The organism is Eubacteriaceae bacterium Marseille-Q4139, from assembly GCA_018223415.1.
GTDB lineage: Bacteria > Bacillota > Clostridia > Lachnospirales > Lachnospiraceae > CABSIM01.
The window spans coordinates 2,260,342-2,285,183 of sequence record JAGTTQ010000001.1; the positions used below are offsets into that span (position 1 = coordinate 2,260,342).

Sequence of the window (24,842 nt, forward strand, 5' to 3'; positions counted from 1 at the left end):
GTATTATGAAATCAGAGAAGATGCATACCCTGCGGGATTGGGATCGGGAAGAGGTCTGCCTGTTGGTAACAGGATATTTTCGTACCAAAGGACAGGATAAAGAGTCCATCAGAATGCGGCAGATGCAGATCAGCAAGATTCTTAGAAAGAGAGAAGAAATCTTAACGAAGAAACCGGTTCCGGACCGATTTAGGAATTTTAATGGAATTGCTCTGCAAATGGGACGGATAAGATGCCTGGATCCGGAAACGAATTACTATGGAATGAAGGGGACAAAGCTTCAGAGAGAGGTGATAGAAGATTACTTTTCGAACCCCAGCTTTGTAACTCGAGTAGCAGATGAGCTGGAAGAAAAATATGGTGCAGCCCCAGAGCGCAGCGAGAGTGGACAATCAATTCCAGGATATGCCCTGACCGAGGGAGCCCTCAATGACTTAGATGCCACGGATGAACAGTTATTTGCTGTGCTCAAAGGAGTCTTCGGCAATAAGGCACATAATTCAACGTATAAATTCGTCTTCTTTAAAGCTTTGATGGATGAAATTGTGTTGCGGGAGGCTGCCGGTGAAGACGAGACGATTCCTTTTGAAATCCTGTTTCAAAAATTTGCAGAGAGTTACTGGAAAATGGTCTTTCAGTATGGAATGAAGCAGAGTTTTGCGGTAAAAGATGGCCGGGAAACCTTTGTCGAACAAATCATACATGACAAGACAAGAAAGTATGGAATAGCCAGAGAAGCGGGATTTCATGATCTTTCGCTTGAGCTGCAAACGGAAATTGTTGATAGTGTTCTTAAAAAATGTACAAAATATGTCGTCGGTGCTTTGTATGGGGATACAAAAGGCTATCTGTATTCTTTTTCAGTAAAAGAACATAGGCTGACAGTTAATCACCGAATGATTCCGATCATCAGCCGCAATAAAGCAGCCATTGAAAAGCTAAATATCCGTGCATTGGCAGAGTTTTTAGAAAAAGTAAATGGAGATGCCACAATAAAAAAATATTTTGATTTTTCTGAATATAATCAGGAAGAGGCAGTCGGTAAATATGAGCGCCTATTGCTGGAGCTATTCGGTGAAACAGGCCATAATGATAAGTGTGGCAGTACCGGGAGAGATTTACAAAAAGGCAAGGCCAGTCTTGATGATGATGTGGACAACATCCCCCAGGATGTACTGGAAAATCCCATAAAGCTTCTGGCGTGGATGGAACAGATGAATACAGGAATGTAATTCCAATATTTAAAAAGGGCTTGTGATTCAGGAACGGAAAGTTTTCCCGGATCACAAGCCCTTTGGCGCTATTCCTATGAAAACCCATACACTTCCCCCGGATTCTCCACCAACGCCAGCCGTTTCGCTCTCTCACTGGGAAACCACCGCACAATCGTCTCAAGAAGATCCCACTCATCCGGCTTCACTTTTTCCGTTACATGGGGATAGTCGTTCCCCCAGAGCATCCGCTCCGGCGCGTACTCCGCCAGGGCGCAGGCCACCTTCGCCGCGTCATCCCAGGGTTCCCCGGTCGTCGTATTCAGGTACGGGCCAGATAATTTCACCCAAGTATTTCCCTTGTCGATCAGCTTGCAGAGAAACGGAAACGCCGGATCCTCCAGCCCAAGTTCCGGATTCAGGCGTCCCATATGGTCGATGACAACTTTACAGTCTAAAGCTTCGATGACAGAGGCGTACTCCAAAAGCTGCGCGGCGCTCATATGAAGCTGCATGTTCCAGCCCATACCCTTTGTTCGCTCACTTAAGGGCCTGCATAAATCAAAGGAAACCACGGCATTGGCCGGGTTCCACACGGAAAAGCGCAGGCCGCGGACGCCGCCGGCGTGGAGCGTTTCCAGCTCTTTATCGCTCACATCTCCGTTTACGACGGCGATTCCCCGGCTGTTTTCCGGGCCGAATTTCTGAATGGCGTCTAACAGGCAGGAATTATCTGTCCCAAAGGGCTTTGCCTGGACGAACACGGCACGGGAAAGCCCGAGCTCTTTTGCAAGCCTCTGATACTCGTCTACGGTTCCGCGCTGCGCCTCGGCTTTCCCGTCGTTTGGAAACGCCGGGTCGATGATATGCAGATGAGAGTTGCAGGAATTCTGCGGCAGGTCTATATGATGGTTCATGGATGTTCACTCCTTTACGTGATTTTCTGGTGCTATCGCCTGTTTCTATTTTATATAAGGGATATGCAAAAAACAATGTCCGAAAGGAGATTTGGCGGAACATAAAAGTTGCCGGGATGTAACGGGAGATTGCGGGACGGAAGAAGACGTGGTATAATAACCGCATAACGGTTATTATACCTGCGCATACTGGTTTCTGCGTTTGCCGCAGAAAGCCAGGCGCTAAGTTCCGCCGGAGGCACCATGGCTGCGAAGCAGACATGGTATAATGGTTGCATCTTGTCTGAAATATCTATATTAAAATTATTTTCTGAAAGATTCTCCGCATTCGGAAAGAATCCAGGCATTGATAAAAATAATAGGTTTGCCCAGGGGGCCGTTGGGGCGTTATGTCAGCCGCCGGACGCGATGCGAAAGGAGGCTGGTGCTTATCGTATAATGACCGCAACGCGGGCACTATACCTGCGCATACCGGTTTTTGCGTTCACCGCAAAAATCCGGGCGCTATATTCCGCCGGAGGTTCCATGGCCGCGCAGCGGACATGGTTACATATTCTGATCTATTTCAGTTTGTAACGATGCTTTGCGCGATAATAACTCTTGTCATTTATTTTGAACGCAAAAAATAGCGCCCTCGTCCTAGCAAGATAAGGCGCTATTTTTGCCACTTGTTTTGCCGGCGGTCAGGGGTGCGCTGACCAACGGCCCTCTTGTTAAGCCTATTATAACGTTTCCTTTTTTATTTGTCAACGAGCTTTTCCTCTGCAACCCCCAGTTACATCCCGGCAATTCACATCTGCTTTATCCCACCCATCAAACGTGCTACATTTGAATCATACCAATCCATCTAAAAACTATATCTCCAACGGCGGATTCATAAACGGCCGGCAGATCTTTTTTACCAGCGAAACGAGGTAATCCCCATATCCGGGCAGCAGCTTATTTTTCAGGTACAGAAGGCGCACCGGGTTTGTGGTATCAAAGCCGGCAATCGGGAAGATATTGAGGCCGGAGTTTTCCGCGCCCAGGCTGTTGGCGGCGCTGACGCCGGGAAGGAACATGGAAAAGCAGAGGCTGGCCCCGTAATCCCTGGCAGAAAGCATGGAATGGATATCCGCCTGGACGATTTCGCGGATGCATGTTAAAGAAAAGCCATGACTGGCGGCATAGGCGTCCGCCATATCCCGCGAGGAAAATCCCTTCTGGTTGAGAACAAACGGGACATGGCAGAAATCCCTGAGATCGGCTCCCTTTTGAAATTCCTTTTTGCACTCCGGGTACTGGTCAGGGAAGTATTCCCTTAACATGTTGTCGGAGATAATCAGGTAGAGCTGCTCGTCCATGACGAGAGCGCTGGAAAGCCTGGGATCCCCGTCGGGCGGCGATGCCGTAATCATCATGTCGAGCTGGTTGTTTAACACCATCTCCCGCAGCTCGTTGGAGTTGGCGCATTCGGTCACAAGTTCTACCTTCGGATACTTCTTTTGAAATTCCACGAGAAGCTCCGGAATCAGGATGCGGAACCTCCCCTCAGTGGCGCCGAAGCGGAAAATGCCGGAATCGGAATCATGGTAGTCGGCAAGTGTCGTCTCCAGATTTTCTTCGAGAAGCTGCATCTGCCTCGCCGCTTCATAGACCGCCTGCCCGGCCGGCGTCAGGGAGAGCTTCGGCTTCCGGTTAAACAGCGTGACGCCGTAGTGGTTTTCAAGGGATTTTAAGTATTTGCTTAAGCCCTGATGGGAAACATAAAGCCGTTCCGCGGCTTTCGAGATACTCCCTTCCTCGGCCAGGGCGATGAAATACGCATAATTTTGAATCATACACAACCTCATGATGTTGGGGTCAAAAGGTGTTTTGAACCCTATGATACCGGATTGCTCACGCAATCCTCAAAACATTCATAATCCGCACATTTTTCTGCGAAAAATGGCTCCTTATTCATGTTTTGGCGGGGCCTAAGGTCAAAAATCCTCTTGCAAGCAAGCTTGCATCGGATTTACGACTTTTTGACCCTGGTATCACCTTATATTACAAACATAGAAACAAAATGTAACTTTTGGTTTCATCATACCATGGATGAAACGGGAAAACAAGGAGGAATCGGCCATGTACAAGCCAAACAGAAAAATCCCCTGCGTCTACATGCGCGGAGGTACCAGCAAAGCAGTTTTTTTCCACGACAAAGACCTTCCAAAAGACGAAAAAGAGCGTGACAAAGTGATTTTAAGCGCCTTCGGAAGCCCCGACAGGCGCCAGATCGACGGCATGGGCGGCGCCAACACCTCCACAAGCAAGGTGGCCGTCATTAAAAAGAGCGAGCGCCCCGGCATTGACGTGGACTACGATTTCGGCCAGGTGGACGTGAACGCGCCCATCGTGGGAAAGACCATGAACTGCGGAAACATCTCCTCAGCCGTCGGCCCCTTTGCCATCGACGAGGGACTCGTAGAAGCCGTAGAACCCATGACAGAAGTACATATTTTTAACACCAACACCCAGAAGGAAATCATCGCCCAGGTGCCCGTAAAGGACGGCCGCGCTGTGACGGAAGGCGATTTCGCCATCGACGGCGTGCCGGGAACAGCCGCCAAAGTAACGCTAAAATTCGTCGCTCCCCAGGGGGCTGCCTCCGGAAAGCTGCTCCCGACGGGCCATGCAAAGGACACCATCGAAATCGAAGGAAAGACCTACGAATACAGCTTCGTGGACTCTGCAAACCCGGTGATTTTCGTCCATCCCGAGGATTTCGGCGTAAAGGGCACGGAAATCCCGTCGGAATTTAACGCCCTTCCAAACTGTGCGGAAATCTGCCGGATTCTGGAAATCATCCGCGGGACGGGGGCCGTGACCCTCGGCTTTGCAAAAGATTTGGAGGACGCAAAGAAAAACAGCCAGACGCTCCCGAAAATCGCCTTTGCCACAAAGCCGGTGGACTATACGGCAGGAAACGGCAAAGAAATCAAGGCAGAAAACGTGGACATGGTGGGCCGTCTCTTCTCCGTCGGCATGAAAATGATCGACGCCTACATGGGAACCGGCGCCATCTGCACCATCACCGCAGCCAACACGCCGGGCACCATTGTAAACGAGATTGCCGGAGAATCCCTGGGAACCGACCGCATTGAGCATCTTCGCATCGGCCATCCCTGGGGCATCATGGACGCCTACGCAGACTTAAAAATCAACGAGGACGGCAGCCACGAGCTTTTAAGCGGCAACCTGGACAGAACCGCAAGGCGGATCATGGAAGGCTATGTCTACGTGAGGGATTAACGAAAAAAGAGGAATCAGAACATGGGAAAAACCGCAATTATGAAAATTATGGAACGGGCCTCCGGCCGCGAAGTTCAGGTCGGCGAGCGGATCTGGTGCAAAGTGGATCTGGCTTCTGCCCGTGACTTCGGAGGCGCCAACTGCGTCCTCCAGTTTGAAAAAGAGATGGGGAAAGACGCAAAGGTCTGGGATCCCGATAAAATCGCCTACACCTTTGACCTTCAGGCCCCGTCCCACTCGGAAAAGGTTTCCAACAACCAGAAGATCATCCGGGAATTTGCAAAGCGTCAGGGCATCAGCAATGTCTTTGACATCAACCACGGCATCGGCCAGCACGTGATGCTGGAAGCCGGTCTCATAAAGCCGGGCGACGTGGTTCTCGGAACCGACAGCCACATGAACCTTTTAGGAGCCGTCGGCGCCTTCGCAACCGGCGTCGGAAATTCCGATATCGCTGCCTCCTATATTAACGGCACAAGCTGGTTCCGCGTGCCGGAAACCATGAAAATCGAGGTGGAGGGCGAATTCAAGCCGGGCGTCTGCATGCGCGACCTGCTGACAAAGATCGTCGGCGATCTGGGTGCAGGCGGCATGGACTTTCTGGCCGTGGAATTCGTCGGGGAGACCATCGAAAAAGCAACGCTGGCCGAGCGGATCACCCTCTGCTCCATGGTGACGGAAATGAGCGGAAAGGTGCCGCTTATCATGCCAAACGGCGAGGTTCTCGACTGGCTTTGCGGCCGCGCCGGCGAGGAAGTGCGGACGCGGGTGAAAGAGCTTTCGGCCGACCCGGACGCCGAATACTGCAAGGTGCTTCACTATAACGTGTCCGATTTAGAGCCCATGGCCTCCTGCCCGGATGCGCCGGATAACGTAAAGCCGATCTCTGAAATTGCAGGGACGAAGGTGGATCAGATCCACATCGGCTCCTGTTCCAACGGAAGATTTGAGGACATCAAGGCCGCTTACGACATCTTAATGGCAGGCGGAGGACGGATTTTCCCCGGCATGCGGGCCATCATCACGCCCAGCACGACGGAGGTTCAGATCCAGTGTGCAAAAGAAGGGCTTTTGGAAAAATTCCTGGAAGCCGGCGTTGTCTTTACGAATCCCACCTGCGCCCTCTGTACGGCCGAGCATTACGGCGCTCTGCCGTACGGCGACATCGGATGTTCCACCACCAACCGCAACTTCATCGGCAAAGTGGGAAAAGGCAGCCATACCTATCTGATGAGCCCCATGTCTGCCATGGCAACGGCCGTCCGCGGCTGCATCACAGACCCCAGGGAAATTCTTAAGGAGGCGAAGGCATGAGCGTGATGAAAGGAAGAGCGTGGGTGTTCTCCGACGACGTGGACACCGATTTGATCTATCATAATAAATATCTTGCAGAGACCGACCCGAAAAACATGCCCCAGTACGCGTTTGAATACTATCCGGGCATGGAAAATTTCGCAAAGGAAGTCAAACCAGGCGATTTCGTGGTGGCCGGGAAAAACTTCGGCTGCGGTTCCAGCCGCGAGCATGCCGTCTACTGTCTCCAGTACGCAGGCATTCCCTGCATCCTGGCGGAGACCTGCTCGAGAATCTACTACCGGAATGCCGTCAACAACGGCTACCCCGTCCTGTTTATCAAAGGGATCTCCGACGCCATCAAAAACGGGGACATGAAAAACGGCGATACCCTGGAAGTGGACATGGATCACGGTACGGTTAAAGATTTGGACACGGGAAAAGAATTCCACGGCGACGCAGTCAGCGACCTGGAAAAGGATATCATGAACGCCGGCGGCCTGTTTCCGTATTTAAAGGCGCAGGCAGCGGCGAGAGAGTGAGGAATGGGATATGGAAATCAAGAAACCGGCCGTCGCCGGAACTCTGGAATCCAGCGACTGCCAGATCGTTATCCGGCCCAACCCCGGCGCCGGGATTGACATTGGGTTAGAAAGCGATGTGAAGATGATGTTCGGCGAGTCCATTTTGGAAACCATAAACGAAGTTTTAAAGGAATTTGACGTCACGGACGCCTCCGTGGAAATCCGCGACCGGGGCGCCTTAGACTGCGTAATCCGCTCCCGGATGCAGTGCGCCATCTGCCGCGGGGCGGAAGAACCTTACGACTGGGCAAAGGAGGACGGGAAGTAATGGCAGAAAAAACCATCCATTTAAAGCGCACCAGCCTCTATGCCAGCGGGGCCAGCCCTGTGAACATGATCCAGGCGGTGTTCTATAACGAAGATGTCCTGATTTACGACCTGGAGGACTCGGTCCCGGCAGCCGAAAAGGACGCGGCCCGCTTCCTCGTCTACAACATGGTGAAAAACCACAGGCCCAGGGACAAATACGTGGCAATCCGCGTCAACGGCATCTACTCAGAATATCTGGAAGAAGACCTTCAGGCCGCCGTCCGCGCAAACCCCGACTGCATCCGTATCCCCAAGGTGGAGTACGCGAGGGAAGCGCAGGACATCTCAAGACGGATCGGGGAAATCGAGGAAAAGGCCGGCCTGCCGGTGGGGAAGATTGAGCTAATCTGCAACATCGAGTCCTACATGGGCGTCATCAACGCCATGGAAATCGCCCATGCCGACCCGCGGATCGTCGCCATGGCTGTGAGCGCCGAAGACCTGACGGCCAGCTTAAAGGCCCAGCGGACGAAACAGGGGTTAGAGGTGTTCTATGCGAGGAACGCGGTGCTGATGGCATGCCGTTCCGCCGGCATCGACGCCCTGGATATTGTATTCAGTGATATCAACGACACCGACGGCCTAAAGGAAGACACAGCCCTGGCAAAGAACCTGGGCTTTGACGGGAAGACCTGCATCCACCCGAGGCAGATCGACACGGTCAATGCCTATTTCACGCCCAGCATGAAGGAGATCAAATACGCGCTCCGTGTGCTGGCGGCCGTGGAAGAAGGGAAGAAACAGCACAAAGGCGCCGTGACCTTAGACGGCGGCATGATCGACAAGCCCATGGAGCTGCGGGCGCTGACGACCTTAGCCCAGGCGAAGGCCGCCGGGATTCAGACGGAAGGGATGGTGGTCTAGGATGAAGAACGCAGTGGGACGTGAAATCCCGGAAAAGATCGGGGATTACATCGTAAGGCCGTACACAGGCGCCTACACGGGGAATCCCGGGACAGAGCCGGTAAAGAGCCTGCGGACGGCAGGAAAGCATGTGTCCGGGGACTGCAAGATGGCAGAGAGCATCGAGGAGGCCATTAGAGCCTGTGGCTTAAAGGACGGCATGACGATCTCCTTCCACCACAGCTTCCGGGAGGGAGACGAGATCATCGGCCAGGTACTAAAAGCCATCAAGAAACTTGGAATCAGGCACCTAAAGTTTGCCCCGAGCGCCGTGGTAAATATCAAGAATCCCTCGATTGTGGATTTCGTAAAGGACGGCACCATCGACCGGATTGAGGCCAGCGGGATCCGCGGGGAGCTGGGCGACGCGGTACTGGAAGGCCTGATGGAAAACCCGGTCATTTTAAGGACCCATGGCTCCCGCCCCCGCGCCATCGAGGCCGGGGAGTTACAGATTGACGTGGCCTTCATCGGCGCGTCGGCGGCCGACGAGTACGGGAACGCCACGGGACAGATCGGGCCAAACGCCTGCGGTTCCCTGGGCTATTCCTTCATCGACGCCACAAGCGCCGGAAAAGTCGTTGTCATCACCGACAATTTAGTAGAATACCCCTGCAACCCCGTGAGCATCTCCCAGCAGTACGTGGACTATGTGGTAAAGGTTGACCGCATCGGCGACCCGGAAAAGATCGGGAAAGGCGCGGCCAGGATGACGAAAAACCCGAGGGATTTGATGATTGCCGAGCGGGCGGCCGACGTGATGGCGGCGTCCCGCATGTTTAAGGAAAACTTCTCCTTCCAGACCGGGGCCGGAGCCATCAGCATCGCCTGCACCAACTACCTGGCGGAGCGGATGGAAGCGAGAGGCATTAAGGCAAGCTTTGCCCTTGGCGGCATGACGGCAGCCATCGTGGACATGTATAAAAAAGGGCTGGTGCGGGTACTGGAATGCAGCCAGTGCTTTGACGCGGTGGCGGCGAGGGCCATTGCCGAGGAGCCGGGGATCGTGGAAATCGACAATGCGGTGTACTCGAACCCGTTTTCCAAGGGAGCGATGCTTGATAAGCTGACCTTCGGCGTGCTGGCGGCGCTGGAAGTAGATACGGACTTCAATGTGAACATCTTAACCGGTTCCAGCGGGGAGATGATGGGAGGCCTTGGCGGCGGCCCGGATGTGGCGGCCGGGGCGGATATATCCATTGTGTGCCTGCCGGTGGTGAGAGGGCGGACGCCGTCCATCACGAAGCGGGTGTTCACCTGCTGTACGCCGGGAGAGACGGTGGCGGCGGTGGTGACGGAGGCGGGAATCGCCCTGAACCCGAAGCATAAGTATTATGAGGAACTAAAGGAAGACCTGGAGCAGGCGAATTTAAAGCTTGTGACCATTGAGTATCTCCAGGAGTTAGCGGAGTCCTTAACGGGAGTGCCGAAGCCCATCGAGACGACGGACCGGGTGGTATGCATTGTGGAATACCGGGACGGGTCGGTGATTGATGTGATCCGGGAGATTAAAAAATAACAGAGACAATTTACTTTTTTTCGATACCTTCTTGTAATGGAACGCAGATCCATATAGTGAGGCGCAACCCCCGCGCGAAGCTATGTGCCGTGCAGAAATGTCGGCAAACCCCAGGAAGTCCGGCCGGCTCCAAGATGCGGCCGGAAGACAGAAGAAACCCCGGATACGGGCGGTAATCCCTAACTGATATGCTCCCTTCTAGGTAGACAGTTGAAATAATAAAACTGTTTATCAAGGAGGGAGCATTTCTTATGCGTAAATATTCTGCTGAAGATAAATTACGAATGGTAAAGCTTATTTTGGAAGCTAAACATAGTATTACATCTGTATCAACAGGCGAAGGAATTCATCCTACTACTTTAGAAGAATGGATTCGTAATTATCAGTCTATGGGTTCAGAAACCTTTTACAACAAAGGATGGACCAAAAGAACTTCTGCCGAGAAAGAGATTGCCGTACAAGAGTATCTTTCTGGTCTTGGTTCACTACGTGATATTTGTAAAAAATATAAAATTTCCAGTACTCGTACACTCAGGCAATGGATTGCGCTGTATAATGGTCATAAGGAACTGAAGGCTTCCAGAACAGGAGGATGTAGTCTTATGACCAAAGGAAGAAAAACAACGTTTGAAGAAAGAGTGGAAATTGCATCCTACTGCATTTCCCATGGCCATAACTATGCTGAAACATCAGAAAACTTTAAGGTGTCCTATCAGCAGGCACGAAATTACACTATCAAATACGAAACAGGCGGAGTTCCTGCATTACAGGATAACCGCGGCAAAAGAAAATCGGAAGATTCTCTTACAGAGGTGGAAAAGCTTCAAGCGGAGTTGAAACTGGAAAAAGCCAAACGGCAACGTGCAGAAATGGAGTTATCATTCTTAAAAAAATTAGAGGAAATCGAAAGGAGGCGGGGCTGAGCCTGATCCGCCACGAGCATATCTATCAGGCTGTCAAAGAAGAACAGAAAGAACACGATTATCCGATACAGGAGCTTTGTAAGATTGGCGGTGTTTCAAGGGCGGCTTATTACAAATGGCTGAACCATGAAATGTCAGAGAATGAACAGGAAAACCGAAAAATTGCGGAACTGATAGAAAAAATCCACATAGAATCACCTGATAAGGGTTATCGCAGAATCCGTGATGAGTTGGAGCGTTACCATGACATTGATGTAAATGATAAACGTGTTTTGCGCATCTGCCGGAAACTTGGTATCAAATCCACCATTAAATATGCAAACGATAGCTGTACAAGACAGGCTGCAAATCCACAGTACATAGCCGAAAATATCCTGAATCGTGAATTTACGGCAGAAGCTCCGAATGAAAAGTGGTTGACCGATGTAACGGAATTTCATTACTATATCGGAAATGAAAAGCACAAGGTATATTTAAGTGCAATTCTTGACCTGTATGACCGAAGAATCGTATCCTACCGTATTGGAGACAGTAATAGTAATGCATTAGTGTTTGATACCTTTGATGATGCAGTCAAAGATAATCCTGATGCACATCCAATGTTTCACAGTGACAGAGGCTTTCAATACACCAATAGAGCCTTTCATGCAAAACTTGAAGCAGCAGGGATGATGCAGAGCATGTCCAGAGTAGCAAAGTGTATCGATAATGGACCAATGGAAGGATTCTGGGGAATTCTAAAACGGGAGCGTTATTATGGTAAACGATTTATGGACAGAGAATCACTGGTGGTCATGATAGAGAAATATATCAATTACTATAACAACAGACGTTTGCAGAGGAAGCTTGGTATAGTAACACCAATGGAGAAACACGAAAAATATTTACAGGCAGCGTAAAAATCTGCCAGCAGGTGATACCTACTGGCAGAAAAAAATTATATTTTTTTGATTGTCTACTTGACGGGAAGCAGTTCAACCGCCCATATCCGGGGAATTTTCTGTGTTAGTCCGGCGTCTTGCAGAGAAAGCACTCCGGCGCAGCAAAAGCCGCGCCGGAGTCTGATAAAATTATGTTGAGGTGAAAAAGCTTAAATCACACCGGTTGCCCGGAGAATGACCTCCGCGATAATTGCGGAACCAACATAAGTACCGATAAATGCAAACAGGGAGATAATAACGATGGAAACGCCCTGCTGCTTAAAGGTGTCGAGGTCTTTTCCGATGGAGATGCCTGCATAGGCAAGAATCGGGGTACAGAGCGGAAGAAGACCAATTTTGCCAATGCTCTCGATACAATAGTCAGCAAAGGGGAAGACGCCCGGTATAGTTATAATAATCGCAATCAAAGATACATAAGCGATAACCGGAAGGTTTTTTGAGCTTACCTTGTTGACTAATTCATAGAGGATGCAGCCCACCAGGGTGGCAGCCAAAAGCATCAGAAGTCCAGGTGCAGCCTCCAGCGGGGTAACGGGAGCCCCTGCTTTTGAGGTGCTGATATAGTTGCCAACAGAAGCGAAAATTGTAACAAGAATCAGGCATTTCAGCCGTTTAATCCAAACAGATGCACTCATATTCAGCCCTCCTTTAATCTTTCTTCATTGCAGCGGCTTTCCGAATCGGAACCCCATTTTTATAATGTTTGTTCACCGCAGTCATCTTCCGATACATCCAGTCACAGATTGGAAGAGCAATGAAGAGGCTCATATAAAGACCGTCTACGGTACTTAACATATTGCTGGCAGAAGCATAAGCAGTAAGTGTCTGTTCCATTTCCGGATGTGCTGTCACAACGGCAGCAAGGCTGGCAGACATCATAGATGCCGAACCGGTACCGCAGGCCATTGCAAGGGAATACGGATGGAAAATATTGAGGGAACAGAGGAAGGAAACCATGATTCCATAGAACAGTGTTCCAAGAACCGTACCAGTGATGTATCCGCCCATAACGCCGACGCCCTCAGGGGAGTCCAGGCCGTAGCGGTCAGCCACGATGGCGATGGAGGTCTCGCGGGAGATGGAGAACGTACAGCCAACAGCCGAACGGTCCATCCGCAGAACGAGGATTGCAATCGGGAGAGCTAAAAGGGCAGTTCCCAGGTTCCCGAATTCCTGAAGGATCAGAGCCGGGCCGGACTGGAAGAGAGCGACCAGGTTCGGTCCAATGCTGGCGCCTGTCTTTGCAGTCAGCATCATAACACTGATGGTAATATACGGGGATGCCTCCTCCATCATCTGTTTCGGGATCGCTTTTGCAATTCCCAGGATTGCGCCGAAAATCAGCACGTACAGCATGGGGAACAGCGAGAAGGCTAACGGCCCCAGGCTAAAGCTTTGTGTTCCGATAAATTCTGCGACCAATGTCAGGATTAAGGCCAGCAGATGAATTTTCCAGTCATTAAATAATTCCTTCATGGGCAGAGCCTCCTATTCTTCAATATGTCCCCAGTTTTTCAGGTATTCTTCTTTTGTCATAACAGGCGTGAAGGATTCTTTGACGGCAAGGCCTGTTTCTGCGCCGTCGGCCAGGAGGTCGATGGCAGTCATGACAAGCGCCTTAGCAGCCGTGAGATACGCCATGTCCTTATCCTCCAGGACATAATCCGGGCAGTGGGCGCCGCCCTTTGCGCCGCCGATGTAGGCATGAACCGTCGGCATCAGGTGGGAGATATCGCCGGCATCGGTGGAACCGCCGCTGGCGTCAGAAATACATTCGACCTGATCGTCACCGATGAGGCTGCACAGGTTTTTATACATGAGCTCTGCAAGCGGCGGATGCGCCACAACAGGCAGATAGCCCGGAAGCTCCGTAATCTTGCACTCAGCGCCGACTGCATAAGCACCGGCCTCCAGCGCACGGTTTACCTTTTTGGAGGCGTCTAAGATGGCATCCACTCTTGCACCCCGCACATACGTCTCAATCCGAACATCAGCCGGGATAATGTTTACCAGATCACCGCCCTTGGTGATGATGGGATGGACACGGATGTGATCTTCATCGCGGAACGTCTCCCGCTGTGCATGGATGGCAGCCAGGCCGATCTCTGCGGCATTTAATGCGTTGACGCCGTCGAACGGTGCACCGCCGGCATGGGCCTCTTTGCCCTTATACTGGACGAGCTTTCCGACAAAGCCGTTGGCCGGGTTTCCGGCGTTGGCCTTAATTTTCTTTCCGCTGGTGGACTGGGTGTGCTGCATCACCATGATATCCACGTCGTCCATGGCGCCCAGGCGGACAAATTCCTGCTTTCCGCCGAGGAAGTGGATCTTTCCCTCTTCCCGCAGATGGTTTCTGTATTCCAGCTCCACGAACTCTTCACTGGGAACTGCCATCAAGGCAATGTCGCCGGACAGGTCTTTCATGATATCGGCATCATGCAGGGCATAAGCAACGCCGGCCAGACCGGCCATCATACAGTTATGGCCGCAGGCATGAGCCGCGCTGGTGACAGGATCGGCACAGGGATGCCCCGGAACCACGACGGCATCCAGCTCGCCCATGATGGCGACCTTCATCTTGCTTTCCTGCCCCTTCTGGTTGGAGATTACTCCGGTCAGAGCCACATGATCCTGGTGGGCAAAACCGAGTGAATCCAGAAGCCTGCTGAATTTTTCCGAGGTCTTTACCTCTTTGTAGCCGAGCTCCGGCTCTGAAAAAATACTGTCGCCGAACGCGATGATGTCGTCACGGTGATTGTCAATCGCCTGACAGGCAGCCTTTTTCAGCTCTTCCTTTGAACGTCCCATAACAGTTCCCTCCTTTTAGAAGCGGATATGTCCGAAAAGACATACCATTCGATAGAAAAAATAAATAAAAAAATGTGGAATTTTTAATACATTTTATCACAATTTAATAAAATAGTAAAGCGTTAAATAAAAGACATAGTCAAAATTCACATATAAGGAAGGGAAAATGTGAAAACAATAAGAAAAAATGACGACAAAACCAGCCGTCAGAACATAAAAATCCGTTCCGGCGGCTGGTTCCATATGATGAAAATCAATCCTCAGAGACTTGAATGACAGCTTTTACGATATCGGCCTTGCGGCTGACGCTTGCGTCCATGGCCTCCTGGACGCAGCTGAAAGGGAAAATGTCGGTGACGATTCCCTTTAAGTTCACCTTGCCGGAGGCGACGGCGTCGATGGCAAGGGGGTAAATATTCCGGTAGCGGAACACGGTCTTAAAGGTCAGCTCCTTGTCAAGAGCCAGGCTCATGGGAAGTGTCATCTCACCGGTTCTGCTGTACCCCACAAGGACGATGACGGCGCCCTTTTTGGCGATGCGGATGGCCTGGGAGGCTGTGATTTCGCTGCCGGCCGTCTCGATGATCAGGTCGGCGCCGCGGCCGCCTGTGAGCTTTTCCATTTTCTGAAGCACATCTTCAGAGCTGCCGTTGATCACACCGTCGGCGCCCAGCTCCATGGCTTTTTGCAGGCGCTTTTCCATCACGTCCACGACGAAGACGCGGGAGACGCCTCGGGCCTTTAAGGCCATCATGGATACAAGGCCGATGCAGCCGGAACCCATGACGACGGCCGTCTGCCCCAAATGGGCGTCCCCCTGGAGCGCCGCATGGAAACCGACGGCGAGGGGCTCGATGAGCGCGCCCTCTAAGGTGCTCACATTGTCGGGAAGCTTGAAGCAAAGTGCCGCTTCATGGGCCACGTATTCCTGAAAGACGCCATCCACTGGCGGCGTCGCAAAAAAGACCACGTCGGGGCAGAGGTTGTACCGGCCGGTTTTGCAGAATTCACAGTGTCCGCAGGTTTTTCCAGGCTCTAAAGCCACCCGGTCGCCGGGCCTTAGATGGGTGACGTTTTTTCCAACCTCCACGATGATGCCGCCAGGTTCATGTCCCAGGACGAACGGCGGCTTTACCACATAATCTCCGATGGCGCCCGACTCATAATAGTGAAGATCAGAGCCGCAGATTCCCACATATTCTAACTTCACGAGAACCTCGTCGTCCTTTGGTACGGGAATCGGCCGTTCCTCAAAGCCCATTTTCCCGATGCCGTTCATGACGGCGACCTTCATTTTTCCATGTTCCGGCCTTTGAAAGGCACGCGTTTCTTCCATAATAAATAACCTCCGTAACATTCATTTTAAAACCGCATCAGCCGGCCGGTTCCGCAGGCATCGCGCGGTAAAAGGCAACGATGCTGTCCCGGACGGCCGTAAGGGACGCCCGTGCCGTGTCGGCCTCCCGCCAGTAAAGATAGATGGGCAGGGAAATGTCAAAGCCGTCCACCGAAAGCAGCGTAAGCGTTTCATCCGCCGGGAGATTCCTCTGAACCATGAGCCCCACATAGCGGCCGGAGCGGATGGCCTTTAACATGTCGGCGGAGCTGCGGCCGAGGAAGGTGATGGGCGGATGGAAATCGTACTCGGGAAGCTGATCCTTTAAGACATTTAAGAGAGAATAAGGCGCGTCGGTGGAACAGAACGGATGGCGGCAGAGTTCCTCCGGTGAGACCGAAGCAGACGATGCCAGCGGGTGTCCTTTACCGACGACAAAGGCCATTTTCTGATAGCGCAGGCAGGTGTTGGAAAGCTGTGCGTGGTGCCATTTTCCCATGGTAATCACCAGGTCGCAGCGTCTCTCGAGAAGCTCTTTCTCCCAGTCCTGGGGGATGTTTTCCACTTTGAGATTTACGCCCTTGGAGAGCAGAAGGTCGATGAGACGGGAGTTTGCCTCGGAGCCGGAGCAGGCAAGCCGTATAAAAGAATCAGAGGCCTTCCGTTTTTCTTCCATCTCAGCCATACATGTCTCCATAATAGCGTCGGCACGGAGCACGGCGTCAAAAAAAATCCTCCCGTATTCGTTGAGCCGGATGCCGCGGCCTGTGCGGTCAAAAAGCTGGAACCCGATGTCTGCCTCCAGCCGTTTGATGGAGGCGGAGAGGGACGGCTGCGTGATATTTAATTTTTCTGCGGCCCGGCTCATGTGCTCGGTCTGTGCCGCGACGATGAAATACTTTAATGCAGAGACATCCATGGCTTTCCTCCTGCTGTTTTCTGATAGTTACAGTCTAACATAGTTAGTTATCTCGCGTCAATGAAATTTCCGGAAACTCATTGACAATTCTCTATCAATTCATAGAACCATAGCTATTTCGCTATCAATCAACAAAAATGTGCAATTTGATATTAAAAGCCCTTCGGATTTAAAATGAAAATAGTAAAAATGCACAAAAGGAGAATGGATATGGGAGAAGAGTACAAGGTCGTCAGCCCGGTGGGCATCCAGGCAGTCCAGGCAAAAAAGGTGGCTGCCTCGATTCCGAACCTGAATGGGAAGGTGATCGGGGAGCTCTGGAACTATGGATTCCGCGGTGATGAGACGTTTCCGGTGATTGAAGAGCTGATCCGGGAGGCGTATCCCGATGTCAAATTTGTAAGCTACAAAGATTTCGGGAATTTCCATGACCCGTCTTTGGAGGCCCAGAAGATGGCAGAGCTTCCCGGCCTTATAAAAAAATACGGCTGCGACGCCGTGATTGTGGGAAACGGCTGCTGAGGGAGCTGCGCGCCCGCAGTTGCGCGGGCAAGTATTGCAGCGGAAGAGCTCGGGGTGCCGGCGGTGGCCATCGCCTGCAAAGGCTTTCCGTTCATGGTGCGCCAGATTTCCAAAAATGCCGGCTATCCCGACATGCGTGTGGTGGAATATCCGGCGGCCATTGCCCTTGATGATGAAGAAACCATGAAAAAGAACATGAGAGAGACCGTAGTGCCTGGGATTTTAAAGGCGCTCACGATGCCGGTAAAGAGCACGGTGAAGGCCAAAAAGAAAGGCCCCGGAGACCGGGATATCGTATTCGAGGGCGGATATGACGAGGTACAGGAATTTTTTGCCGAAAGGCAGTGGGGAGACGGCCTGCCGGTTACGCCGCCAACCATTGAACGAATCGAAAAATTCCTTGCATTCACCGACCGGGAGCCGGAGGAGGTGCTGGGCGTTTTAGAGCCGGCCATGGGGACGCTAAACGTCTGGAAGGTGGCCGTGAACGGTGTCATGGCAGGATGCCGGCCGGAGTACATGCCGCTTCTTCTTGCCATCGCGGAAATCGCGGCCGATCCGGCGTACAGCGTAAAGGATTCCGGCGCGACGCCGGGATGGGAGGCCATCATCATGATCAACGGGCCGATCCGCAATGTGCTCGGCTTTAATTACAAGGCAGGCCATCAGCGGCCGGGAAACCAGGCCAATACGTCCATTGGGCGGTTCTACCGCCTGCTGGTACGCAATATCGCCGGTTCTGTCGTCGGGGTGACGGACATGGCGACCCACGGGCAGATGTTCCGGGCAGCGGCTCCGGAAAATGACGAAATCTGCGAAGAAATCGGCTGGGAGACGCTTTCGGAGGAAGAAGGCTTTTCCCATGGGGAAAACGTCGTCACCATCGTATCGGGCCGGGCGGCCAGCGATCCCGTCCAGACAAACGGCGAGACGGCCGAACAGCATCTGGACTATATCACTGACTGGGTGGTACGCATGAATGAACCGTACCAGGCCATGCGCGGCTACCAGGAAAACCATGTGCTCTTTTTAAGCCCGGTGGTCGCAAAGCTTCTGGCTTCCCAGGGGTATGGGAAGAAAGACATCGACCGGTACATCCATGAGCATGCGAAGGTGACGGCAGAATATTTTGAGAGAAACAGCTCCAGATTCAACAACTGGAAACCATACAGCCTGAAAGAAGCCGTAGAGCGCGGGGAACTGGGGGCAGAGTGGCAGGAATCCGACGATCCGAACCGCATGGTTCCGCTTTTGGGGCCGGGCGCCAGGATCCGTGTGCTGGTGACGGGCGATCCCACCAGGAACCGCAGCGTATTCCACCGTTCCAACTACACTCAGGGGCGCTTAACGAGCCGGGCGGTAAAGCTTCCGGAAAACTGGGAGGAGCTGCTGAAAAAGCGCGGATAGACGCGTTTCTCAAATCAAAATTTACGAAAGAGGGGGAAGTTTATTATGTCTCTGAAGAAAAATCCGGCCTTCCGGCTTGGCTGCATCGCGGCCGCCGCGCTTCTTGTGGTTTTAAGCCTCATAATCGCGCCTCCGGAAGGACTTGCGCCGGAGGGGTGGACGATGCTTGCCATCGTCATCGGTGCCATGATTTTATTTATCAGTGAAGCCATGCCCATTGCGGCCACCTGCTTTATGATCGTCGTCGTGATGAAATACACCGGCGTCATGGGCTGGAAGGCCATCCAGCAGAGCGCCTGCTCCAGCACCGTGTTCTTCTGCATGGCCGGCTTCGGAATCGGTGCCGCTCTCCAGAACACAAACCTGGCGGCCATTCTGCTGCGTGCCCTTTACCGGCTCGGGAAAGGCGATTCGAGGAAAATGATAAGCGCCGTCTGCTGGCTGGCAGCCATCATTTCGATTTTCGTCTCCGACGGCGCGGCCCAGATCGTCGTCCTGGCCGTGGTGACAGGCGTCGTAAAGGCCTTCGGCGACCCGGAGCCGGGAACGAGCCGCCTGGCCGGCGGAATGATGATGGCGATTACGGTCGGTGCTTTCACCGGCGGGCTGTTTCTGCCCTGCTCCAACAGCGTGAACGTGGCGATCATGGATTTAAGCGAAGTGGTGTCCGGCACGCCGATGACCTTCTTCCAGTGGGCGCTGTTCGGCGTTCCCTGCGGGCTTCTTCTGACGATTTTCTCGGCGTGGATGCTGCCGAGATACTTTAAGCCGGAACCTCTGACGGAAAAGCAGAAGGCCGATGTGGAAAAGCTTTTCGAGACGATTCCCAGCCATTTTGAGGCAAAAGACAAATGGTACATGGCGATTACGGCCGTCATGATTGTCCTCTGGTTTGCAAGCAACTGGATTTCCACCTTTGACACGGCCACCGTCGCCATGGCCGGCATGTTTTTAATGATGATGCCGGGCGTCAACCTGCTTTCCGGAAAGGATTATAAGAAAAACTTTTCGGCCATGGTCGTCGTTACGATGCTCTGCATCTTTCCGCTGGCGACAGGCATGAGCTCCACGGGAGCCGGCGAGTGGGTCGTCAATAAGATTTTCGCGGATTCCGCAGACTGGAACATGATTCTCATTTTCATCATGGCTACCATCGCGGCCTTCCTGGTACACTGCCTTGTACCCCAGGGATCTGCAAACGGCGCGCTGAGTGCGACCGTCATCGCTCCCGTCCTTGTGGGCGCCGGCGTCCCGGTTTCCGCAGCCATGGCCCTGATCGGCATCCAGGCCGGAACCGGCTTTTTGTTCCCCATTGAGGGCACCTGGCAGTACACCTTCGGAACCGGCCATTACAGCTTTTCCGACTGCATCAAGGGGAACTGGCCGATTACTCTGTTCGGCATGGGGCTCTGTGTGATTTTGATCCCCCTTCTATCCATGGTGTTTTCTTCCATGGGTCTTATATAAGATTGGTTCATTCAGACACTACCGCGAAAAAGCGGCCCCTGCGCCCTGGGAAGGGCGCGGGAGGCCGCTTTTTCGCCTGCTGTATCGCCGGGGCAACCAGCCTAAAAAGATCCCCCAGAGACTCGCACTCTCTGGGGGATCACTTTTTGTACCTATGCAACTTTTGAATTCCTATATGCCTTTATCTTATACCGGAAAAGTAAAAAAGTCAATCTTTTTTCAAACTCTCCAAAAACCTCTCCCCCTCCGCCGAAACCTCCCCATCCTTATAAATCACCCCCACCGACAGCGTCGGCGACGGCACGATGGGGACGGAGACGACGGACTCGTGGCGGAAGAGATTAAAATTCTTCTCCGCAAACAGGCTGACGCCCTCCCCGAGGGCCACGGCGCTGATGATGGATTCCAGGCGGGCCGTGCGGAGAACGTGCGGCGTGATTCCGGCGTCATGGAACAGCTTCATGCAGAGCTGATAGAGGGAGGTGTACGGATGCATGAGAAGAAACGGCTCCCCAGCCAGGTCACTCAGTGAGACAGATTTCCGCCAGGCCAATGGATGACCGGCCGGCAGCATGGCGGCCAGCCTGTCCTCATCCAGAAGAAGAAAGCGAAAATGCGATTCATCACACATATGGCTGCGGGCGATGATGAGGTCGTACCGCCCCGAGGAAAAACCGGAGAGCAGGTCGATCTCCTCCACCTCCTCAAGGAGAAGCCGGATTTCAGGATGAGCCGCGCTGAAATCTTTAAAAAGCCCCGTGAGCCCATACTGGGACAGGAACGGGAGCGTCCCGATTCTTAATGTCCGCTCGGAGACGTCCTCAAAGGCCTGCATCCGTTTCCGCATGGCGCGGTACCTGTGAAACAGATCGCCGGCTTCCTTTAAAAATTCCCTGCCGGCATCTGTTAAGACAGCCGACCGCCTGCTTCTGTCAAACAGGCGGACGTTTAACTCCTTTTCCAGCTTCATGATTTGCTTGGACAAGGAGGACTGGGTAATATGGAGAGACTCCGCCGCGTCGAAAAATGTCTCGGCGCGGGCGGCCGCCAGAAAATATTCCAACTGTTCAAAGGTCATGGGACACCTCCTGATTCATTCCAATATGGAATCAATTATACCACAAAGGGAATTGATTCGCCAGACAGAAGACGGTAAAATAAAAGCAGAAATGATACGCGCAAGGAGGAAACAAAATGTCAGAAAAAGTCAGAGATTTAAGGAGCGCCTTAAAGCTCCTTTCCGAAATACCAGGACAGCTTGCGGAGACAGACGTGGAGGTGGAGCCCATGGCAGAGCTCTCCGGCGTCTACCGCTATGTGGGAGCCGGCGGCACCGTGAAGCGCCCGACAAAAGAAGGCCCGGCCATGATTTTTAACAACATCAAGGGACATCCCGGCGCCCGCGTCGCCATCGGCGTCCTGGCAAGCAGAAAGCGGGTGGCAAAGCTTTTGGACTGCAAGCCGGAAGACCTCGGGAAAAAGCTGTACCGCAGTGTGGCAAACCCGATCCCGCCGGTATTAAAAGAAGGCGCAGGGCTCTGCCAGCAGGTCGTCCACCGCGCCACGGATCCCGACTTTGATTTAAACAAGCTGGTTCCAGCGCCTACCAACACGCCGGACGACGCCGGCCCCTACATCACCCTGGGCATGTGCTACGCGACCCACCCGGAGACCGGCGCCCACGACGTGACGATCCACCGCCTCTGCATCCAGGGAAAGGACGAGCTTTCCATCTTCTTCACGCCGGGTGCAAGGCACATCGGCGCCATGGCGGAGCGGGCCGAGGCCCTCGGAAAGACGCTCCCGATTTCCATCAGTATCGGCGTCGATCCGGCCATCGAGATCGGCTCCTGCTTCGAGCCGCCGACCACGCCCCTCGGCTATGACGAGCTTTCCGTGGCAGGCGCCCTGCGCGGGGAACCGGTGGAACTCTGCAAATGCCTGACGATTGACGAAATGGCCATCGCCAACGCTGAGTACGTGATCGAGGGCGAAGTTATCCCCGGCGTCCGCGTCGTGGAGGACAAAAACAGCCACACCGGCTATGCCATGCCGGAATTCCCCGGCTACACCGGCCCGGCCTGCGACCAGTGCTGGCTCATCAAGGTCAAAGCCGTGACACACCGGGAGAACCCGATCATGCAGACCTGCATCGGGCCGAGCGAAGAGCACGTCTCCATGGCCGGTATCCCGACGGAGGCCAGCATCTACGGGATGGTAGAAAAAGCCATGCCGGGACGTCTTCAGAACGTGTACTGCTGCTCGGCAGGCGGAGGAAAATACATGGCCGTCCTCCAGTTTAAGAAAAACGTCGCCAGCGACGAGGGACGCCAGAGGCAGGCGGCGCTTTTGGCCTTTTCTGCTTTCAGCGAGTTAAAAAACATCTTCCTGGTGGACGAGGATGTGGACTGCTTTGACATGAACGACGTGCTGTGGGCCATGAACACCAGATTCCAGGGCGATGTGGACATCGTGACAATCCCCGGCGTCCGCTGTCATCCTCTGGATCCGTCCAGCGACCCGGCGTTTTCCCCCAGCATCCGCGACCATGGAATCGCCTGTAAGACGATCTTCGACTGCACCGTGCCCTTTGAATTAAAAGACAGGTTCGTCCGCGCCAGGTTCCTGGAGCTGGATCCGAACCATTGGCTCAAGGAGAATTAAAATATGAAGAAACGCATTCTGGTGGCTTCCACAGGCGCCAGCGGCCAGCCGCTTCTCATCAAGTGCCTGGAAATCATAAGAGAACAGCCGGAGTTTGAGTCCTGGCTCATCATGAGTGACGGGGCGAAGCTCACCCTGGCCCAGGAGACGGACATCCCCCTCGCCGAGGCGGAAGCCATGGCCGACCATGTGCTCACCCCGGATGAGATCGGCGCCGCTCCGGCCAGCGGTTCTTTTAAAATGGAAGGGATGTTAATCGTCCCGTGCAGCATGAAAACGGCGGCGGGAATCGCAGCCGGATACGTGGGAAACCTGATTTTAAGGGCCGCCGACGTGACAATCAAGGAGCAGAGAACACTGGTTTTAGCCGCCAGGGAGACGCCTCTAAGTCCGATTCACCTTCGGAATTTAAAGGAGCTTTCCGGTATTCCAGGCGTCCGCATCATCCCGCCGATGATGACGTTTTATCATAAACCGAAGACCATTGATGAGATGACGTATCATATTGCGGCGCGGCTTCTGGAACCGTTCGGAATCGAAGCAAAGGAGTATCGGAGATGGAATGGGATTTTGTAGGAAGAAAAGAACTGTCGTTTTCCTGGCTTGAGGTGCGGGCCGGCTTCGTCGGAAAAGATGTTTTGGCCTGCATTGAAGGCGGTGAGGCGCCCCATATCGGCTGCGCCGTCCTGGCAGTCCCGAGGCTGTCCTTAACCGGAGACGGCTCCATGAGCGCCACGTCCTCGGTCTTAAATTTAACGGGACACAAGGACGAGGCGCTCTGCCGCACATTTGCAGAAACCATAAGTAAGACGCTTGGCGTCACCGCAGTCTGCACCGGCGGCTTTCATATGGACGGGATTCTCCCGGAACAGATCAAAGAAGTGGCCGGGGCCTTAAACGGGCTCGCCAAAGAAGCGGCATTATGCCTGGCTCTTTATCGGAAAAAAGAAGAAATCTGATCCAGCCGTTCTTGCGTCTGGGGATCCTTATCCATCTGTACCGCAAGGATTGTGGAAAGCACCGTCACAAGCGAGACGGCAACCGTCATGGAATTGTAGTACACGAGGCTGGAAGTCTGGCACAGCAGGAGCTTTTCCGCGTAAGGCGCCACCGGCGAGGTCAGCTTGTCGGTGATGCAGATCGTATGGCTCCCAAGGCTTTTCGCACATTTTGCCACGTCGATGGCAAATTCCTTATAGTTCGGGAAGGAAAAGATGATGAAGGCATCCTCGGGGCCTGCTGACGCGAGCAGGTAGGGAAGAAGCGTCAGATTGTCGAAAGGAAGAATCTGTGCGTCCAGGCAGAGAAAATTAAGCCGCACCAGCAGCATTTCCGCGATGGCATGGTTTAAGCCCGTGCCTGCAATATAGATTTTCCTGGCATTTTTCAAAATCTGGGCTGCCTCCGTGAGCGTTTCGGCGGAAAGCTCGTCGTAGGTGGCAGACATCAGGGCAAACTCATTTTCAATGGCCTGGCGGATGATATCGGAGGCAGGCGCTTCCCGGAAATTCTGAATTTCAGCCTTGACGATCCGTTTTGGAATAATCATGGTCTGCACATAGTTCTGAAGCTCTTTCTTAAATGCCCCATAGCTCTCATAACCAAGTTTCTTGACAAAGCGGATGACCGTTACGGTGGTGACATCCGCTTTTTTGCTGACTTCATCGAGGCGGAGAAAGCAGACTGTCTCAATTTCACCGAGAATCAGATCGGCAATCCGCTTCTGTACGGGGCTTAACGTCTGGTAGGACTGACGGATCAGCTCTGCCGGGTTTTTTGTGATATTTTCTAAATATGCCATATTGGATCCCACACTTTCTTCTTTGCTGTCGGTCAGAAAAATTAT

The 24,842-nt window shown here is 53.0% G+C and carries 25 protein-coding genes; 16 read left to right on the forward strand and 9 right to left on the reverse strand.

What is annotated here, in order from left to right:
• Positions 1–5: 5 nt before the first annotated feature.
• Complete coding sequence (locus tag KE531_10720; GenBank protein MBR9954074.1) at positions 6–1,232, forward strand: hypothetical protein; 1,227 nt, start codon at positions 6–8, stop codon at positions 1,230–1,232.
• A gap of 74 nt (positions 1,233–1,306) precedes the next feature.
• Here KE531_10720 and KE531_10725 read toward each other — a convergent pair whose 3' ends face one another.
• A complete protein-coding gene (locus KE531_10725; GenBank protein ID MBR9954075.1) occupies positions 1,307–2,128 on the reverse strand; it encodes an amidohydrolase family protein in 822 nt (273 codons plus the stop codon).
• Positions 2,129–2,371: 243 nt separating this feature from the next.
• On the opposite strand from KE531_10725, the gene KE531_10730 reads away from it, so the two are divergent.
• Complete coding sequence (locus KE531_10730; GenBank protein ID MBR9954076.1) at positions 2,372–2,704, forward strand: hypothetical protein; 333 nt, start codon at positions 2,372–2,374, stop codon at positions 2,702–2,704.
• A 278-nt stretch (positions 2,705–2,982) separates the two neighbouring features.
• On the opposite strand, the gene KE531_10735 is transcribed toward KE531_10730, so the two are convergent.
• A complete protein-coding gene (locus tag KE531_10735; GenBank protein MBR9954077.1) occupies positions 2,983–3,948 on the reverse strand; it encodes a LysR family transcriptional regulator in 966 nt (321 codons plus the stop codon).
• A 286-nt stretch (positions 3,949–4,234) separates the two neighbouring features.
• On the opposite strand from KE531_10735, the gene KE531_10740 reads away from it, so the two are divergent.
• The 8 genes from KE531_10740 (at position 4,235) to KE531_10775 (ending at position 11,831) form a co-directional block, all read left to right on the forward strand.
• The gene (locus KE531_10740) at positions 4,235–5,401 is read left to right on the forward strand and encodes a 3-methylitaconate isomerase (protein ID MBR9954078.1); all 1,167 of its coding nucleotides are present in this window, start codon (positions 4,235–4,237) and stop codon (positions 5,399–5,401) included.
• A 21-nt stretch (positions 5,402–5,422) separates the two neighbouring features.
• Positions 5,423–6,715, forward strand: a complete 1,293-nt coding sequence (locus tag KE531_10745) for a 3-isopropylmalate dehydratase large subunit (GenBank protein MBR9954079.1) — start codon at positions 5,423–5,425, stop codon at positions 6,713–6,715.
• Complete coding sequence (gene leuD / locus KE531_10750) at positions 6,712–7,236, forward strand: 3-isopropylmalate dehydratase small subunit (GenBank protein ID MBR9954080.1); 525 nt, start codon at positions 6,712–6,714, stop codon at positions 7,234–7,236. Before KE531_10745 ends, leuD begins: the two co-directional genes overlap by 4 nt.
• Positions 7,237–7,246: 10 nt before the next feature.
• On the forward strand, positions 7,247–7,546 hold the full coding sequence (citD, locus tag KE531_10755; GenBank protein ID MBR9954081.1) for a citrate lyase acyl carrier protein: 300 nt from the start codon (positions 7,247–7,249) through the stop codon (positions 7,544–7,546).
• A complete protein-coding gene (locus KE531_10760; protein ID MBR9954082.1) occupies positions 7,546–8,451 on the forward strand; it encodes an HpcH/HpaI aldolase/citrate lyase family protein in 906 nt (301 codons plus the stop codon). The genes citD and KE531_10760 overlap by 1 nt, the downstream gene beginning before the upstream one ends.
• Before the next feature lies 1 nt (position 8,452).
• Positions 8,453–10,009 (forward strand): citrate lyase subunit alpha, encoded by a 1,557-nt coding sequence (gene citF, locus KE531_10765; protein ID MBR9954083.1) that lies wholly within the window; start codon positions 8,453–8,455, stop codon positions 10,007–10,009.
• A 251-nt stretch (positions 10,010–10,260) separates the two neighbouring features.
• Entirely contained in the window at positions 10,261–10,932 is a 672-nt protein-coding gene (locus KE531_10770; protein ID MBR9954084.1) for a transposase, read from the forward strand.
• A complete protein-coding gene (locus KE531_10775) occupies positions 10,902–11,831 on the forward strand; it encodes an IS3 family transposase (GenBank protein ID MBR9954085.1) in 930 nt (309 codons plus the stop codon). The genes KE531_10770 and KE531_10775 overlap by 31 nt, the downstream gene beginning before the upstream one ends.
• A gap of 191 nt (positions 11,832–12,022) precedes the next feature.
• Here KE531_10775 and KE531_10780 read toward each other — a convergent pair whose 3' ends face one another.
• From KE531_10780 to KE531_10800, 5 genes are all read right to left on the reverse strand, one after another.
• Positions 12,023–12,508 (reverse strand): DUF340 domain-containing protein, encoded by a 486-nt coding sequence (locus KE531_10780; protein MBR9954086.1) that lies wholly within the window; start codon positions 12,506–12,508, stop codon positions 12,023–12,025.
• A 13-nt stretch (positions 12,509–12,521) separates the two neighbouring features.
• Positions 12,522–13,349: a DUF3100 domain-containing protein gene (locus KE531_10785; protein MBR9954087.1), complete on the reverse strand. Its 828-nt coding sequence runs from the start codon at positions 13,347–13,349 to the stop codon at positions 12,522–12,524.
• 12 nt (positions 13,350–13,361) lie between these two features.
• Entirely contained in the window at positions 13,362–14,681 is a 1,320-nt protein-coding gene (locus KE531_10790) for an amidohydrolase (protein ID MBR9954088.1), read from the reverse strand.
• Between the two features lie 253 nt (positions 14,682–14,934).
• Complete coding sequence (locus KE531_10795) at positions 14,935–15,975, reverse strand: NAD(P)-dependent alcohol dehydrogenase (GenBank protein ID MBR9954089.1); 1,041 nt, start codon at positions 15,973–15,975, stop codon at positions 14,935–14,937.
• Between the two features lie 79 nt (positions 15,976–16,054).
• Positions 16,055–16,936: a LysR family transcriptional regulator gene (locus KE531_10800; GenBank protein MBR9954090.1), complete on the reverse strand. Its 882-nt coding sequence runs from the start codon at positions 16,934–16,936 to the stop codon at positions 16,055–16,057.
• 210 nt (positions 16,937–17,146) lie between these two features.
• Here KE531_10800 and KE531_10805 point away from each other — a divergent pair, with 210 nt between their 5' ends.
• Genes KE531_10805 through KE531_10815 form a run of 3 tightly spaced genes read left to right on the forward strand, consistent with a single transcriptional unit; the run spans position 17,147 to position 20,332 of the window.
• On the forward strand, positions 17,147–17,458 hold the full coding sequence (locus KE531_10805) for a hypothetical protein (protein ID MBR9954091.1): 312 nt from the start codon (positions 17,147–17,149) through the stop codon (positions 17,456–17,458).
• Between the two features lie 54 nt (positions 17,459–17,512).
• A complete protein-coding gene (locus KE531_10810) occupies positions 17,513–18,865 on the forward strand; it encodes a hypothetical protein (GenBank protein ID MBR9954092.1) in 1,353 nt (450 codons plus the stop codon).
• Between the two features lie 45 nt (positions 18,866–18,910).
• Positions 18,911–20,332, forward strand: a complete 1,422-nt coding sequence (locus tag KE531_10815; protein ID MBR9954093.1) for an anion permease — start codon at positions 18,911–18,913, stop codon at positions 20,330–20,332.
• 208 nt (positions 20,333–20,540) lie between these two features.
• Here the strand turns inward: KE531_10815 and KE531_10820 are convergent, their stop codons facing one another.
• Entirely contained in the window at positions 20,541–21,410 is an 870-nt protein-coding gene (locus KE531_10820) for a LysR family transcriptional regulator (protein ID MBR9954094.1), read from the reverse strand.
• A gap of 116 nt (positions 21,411–21,526) precedes the next feature.
• On the opposite strand from KE531_10820, the gene KE531_10825 reads away from it, so the two are divergent.
• Genes KE531_10825 through KE531_10835 form a run of 3 tightly spaced genes read left to right on the forward strand, consistent with a single transcriptional unit; the run spans position 21,527 to position 23,955 of the window.
• On the forward strand, positions 21,527–22,996 hold the full coding sequence (locus KE531_10825; protein MBR9954095.1) for a UbiD family decarboxylase: 1,470 nt from the start codon (positions 21,527–21,529) through the stop codon (positions 22,994–22,996).
• Between the two features lie 3 nt (positions 22,997–22,999).
• Complete coding sequence (locus KE531_10830) at positions 23,000–23,572, forward strand: UbiX family flavin prenyltransferase (GenBank protein MBR9954096.1); 573 nt, start codon at positions 23,000–23,002, stop codon at positions 23,570–23,572.
• Positions 23,554–23,955: a hypothetical protein gene (locus KE531_10835; GenBank protein MBR9954097.1), complete on the forward strand. Its 402-nt coding sequence runs from the start codon at positions 23,554–23,556 to the stop codon at positions 23,953–23,955. Before KE531_10830 ends, KE531_10835 begins: the two co-directional genes overlap by 19 nt.
• Here the strand turns inward: KE531_10835 and KE531_10840 are convergent.
• Positions 23,931–24,797, reverse strand: coding sequence for a MurR/RpiR family transcriptional regulator (locus tag KE531_10840; GenBank protein MBR9954098.1), 867 nt, complete (start codon positions 24,795–24,797; stop codon positions 23,931–23,933). The two genes, KE531_10835 and KE531_10840, sit on opposite strands and share 25 nt — an antisense overlap.
• Positions 24,798–24,842 lie beyond the last annotated feature (45 nt).